The 2,172-nt window shown below is 60.4% G+C and carries 4 protein-coding genes and 1 pseudogene; all 5 read right to left on the bottom strand.

The window, feature by feature from the left end; all coding sequences use genetic code 11:
• Window positions 1-249 (bottom strand): annotated as a pseudogene (locus B140_RS12780) (hypothetical protein); the annotation flags it as partial.
• A gap of 146 nt (window positions 250-395) precedes the next feature.
• Complete coding sequence (locus tag B140_RS13580; RefSeq protein ID WP_083912344.1) at window positions 396-608, bottom strand: type II toxin-antitoxin system HicA family toxin; 213 nt, start codon at window positions 606-608, stop codon at window positions 396-398.
• 303 nt (window positions 609-911) lie between these two features.
• A complete protein-coding gene (locus tag B140_RS0111355; protein WP_018119471.1) occupies window positions 912-1,139 on the bottom strand; it encodes a hypothetical protein in 228 nt (75 codons plus the stop codon).
• On the bottom strand, window positions 1,130-1,498 hold the full coding sequence (locus B140_RS0111350; protein WP_018119470.1) for a hypothetical protein: 369 nt from the start codon (window positions 1,496-1,498) through the stop codon (window positions 1,130-1,132). The genes B140_RS0111355 and B140_RS0111350 overlap by 10 nt, the downstream gene beginning before the upstream one ends.
• The gene (locus B140_RS14085) at window positions 1,482-1,904 is read right to left on the bottom strand and encodes a hypothetical protein (protein WP_156801810.1); all 423 of its coding nucleotides are present in this window, start codon (window positions 1,902-1,904) and stop codon (window positions 1,482-1,484) included. Before B140_RS14085 ends, B140_RS0111350 begins: the two co-directional genes overlap by 17 nt.
• Window positions 1,905-2,172 lie beyond the last annotated feature (268 nt).

Raw genomic sequence — 2,172 nt, 5'->3', positions numbered from 1 at the left:
AGCCTGGAGCGCTTCATGGGTGTCGTTGATGCTGTCGGTGAGATCGTCGTCGATGTCGTAGACGAGGTTGATCTCGGTGGTGCTGTAGTCGGTCTCGGGGTTGAGGGTTTCCAGGTAGTCCCGGACTTGGTCTTTCGCGCGGGTTAGGCTGCGAGTGGAGGTGGCGTTGTCCTTGTCGATGATGAGTTCCCACCCTCCGGTCCATCTACGAGCCGTAACAGTGAGAGAGTCCTTCTTATTTATTTCCATCACACACATTTCTTTCAAACGTAGACTTCAGCGTCTCAAAACGATGAATATAAATTATCTTTTATGGTGGCGGCGGGGTGGCCCACCGCCACCTTTCTTTTATCTGGTACTTATGTAGGTGCTAACGTAGTCGATGGTCGGTTGGTTTATTGGATGGTTTTTTCGGTTTTCTTATCGATTGCTTTTAGGGCATTTCGGGTTACTGCTGGGGACACCTCCTTGGTGGTAGTGATGATGACGGGGCGGTCGATGCCGTCATATCCCCAAACCTCGTGGTCTCCTTTGCCTTGTCTTAGGCGGGTAAACCCGGCAGATTCGAGGTGTTTGACGAGCTGTTTATACTTCATTGGCCTTGTCATGAAGTTAGTTTAGAGGAACTGTACGAAACTGTCAAGTCACCTGTCCGGTAGGGGTTTTGGTGGTGTCCTCTGGTCCTACTTCTGATGGCGGGGATCTGTATGCGGCGGTGCCGGGGAGGCCGCTAGGGGTACTGGACCCTGGCCTGTGGAGGAGCGCTGCTCGGTGATGGTGCTGGGTCTTTGTGGCTGGGTCCGAGGCCCGTCGAGGGCGGGCTCACCACCCACGCGGTGATTGCCGTGGCTACAGCGACCAGGACGATGGCTGCGCGGGTGATCCATACTCTGATTTGCACGAGTCCCCCTTCACCCTTCCGCGCTGGTCTCATGGAGGACGCGCTGGAGTTCGCGCGCGTCGTGGCGCAGGATGCTCACCCGGTGGACTTCTCCTCGCCTAAGCCACGTCCTTGCGCATTGTGCGGCCTGCTCGTAGTCCGACCCTCGGTACACCGATTGGATGAGGCCGCCGCCTTTGCCCTTGAAGACCACGTAGGTGCTGTACATGTACACGTTGCTCACGCTGCTTATGCCCATGTTTGCCCCCAGCCAATGACCCAGTGCGGCCCCCACTGGCATACGTGCGCGCTGGGGTAGTGTGGCGCGTCGCTGAGCGATGCGGCTTTCCACTGCCCGTTCGCCAGCTTGACCAGCATCATCATCTCCGGGCTTGAGCGGATCAAGGTGCCTGTCGGGGCCAGGAGGTAATCTTCGTCAAAGACAAGGTCGTGAGGGTACAGATGAAAAAACCACTGGCAGTGCTCTTTTGCGCGGGCGGCTCGCTCTACTCCCATGAGCGGGGTCAAGGCCTTGACCACGGCTATGGCACCGTGCCCGATGAGATTTTCTATCCAGGTGACGTAGCGCTCACTGAGCGGTTTACGCTGGGGTTTCATTGATTTCTCTTTGCGTGTGCTGGGGGTGTGTTTTCAACAGGGCTTGGTTGATCAGCGCGCGGCGGCGCTGTTGAGCCTGCTGGCGTTCCTGCGGGGTGAGCAGTTCATCGGGGCGCGGGGTGCTTGGTGCGCGAAATACGCCAGGCCGCGCACTCCCGGGCTTTTTCGGCGGCGCCCCATGCGGTGGGGCGTCATCACGCAAGCGGGCCTTGACCAGCCCCGGCAGGTGGACAACCTCGCTGGGAAGTCGGCGTGCGCCAAGCGTTTTACGCAGGCCCGGCAGTGTCCAGCCACCGCGGACTCGCTGCCGGATCATCTCGGCAATCGCCGGGATCTCCCGAGGGGGAAGATCCTGCATGGCATCGGGAAGGCCGGCGTAAATCAGCTCCCAATCTCGGGTCGCCACCGTGGGGCCTTCCTCCGTCGACGACGCAGACAGGTCAGGCAGGCTCGAGGTCGTGTTGGCCTCATCGTGGTGAGGTCTGCTGGCGTGGTCTGTTTGCTCGGGGGAAGCCGGTGAGACTGCGGCGGGTGGAGGTGGCGCGTCCATCTCCACGGTGTCGTGGGCAGAGGGTTTCTGTGGGGTGGGGGAATCTTCCTCCCCAGGCGCGGTAGCGCCGCCCCCATCCGGGTTGGCGGGTGGTCCCTCGTCGTGGGGGAGGGAGGGGGAGGGG

This window comes from Corynebacterium mastitidis DSM 44356, from assembly GCF_000375365.1.
GTDB classification, from domain to species: domain Bacteria; phylum Actinomycetota; class Actinomycetes; order Mycobacteriales; family Mycobacteriaceae; genus Corynebacterium; species Corynebacterium mastitidis.
This window is presented reverse-complemented; position numbering and strand designations above follow the sequence as displayed.

What these genes read in the sequence shown, in the direction of transcription:
- B140_RS13580 (WP_083912344.1), bottom strand. Translation starts at nt 608, where the DNA reads ATGACAAGGCCAATGAAGTATAAACAGCTCGTCAAACACCTCGAATCT.
- B140_RS0111355 (WP_018119471.1), bottom strand. Translation starts at nt 1,139, where the DNA reads ATGGGCATAAGCAGCGTGAGCAACGTGTACATGTACAGCACCTACGTG.
- B140_RS0111350 (WP_018119470.1), bottom strand. Translation starts at nt 1,498, where the DNA reads ATGAAACCCCAGCGTAAACCGCTCAGTGAGCGCTACGTCACCTGGATA.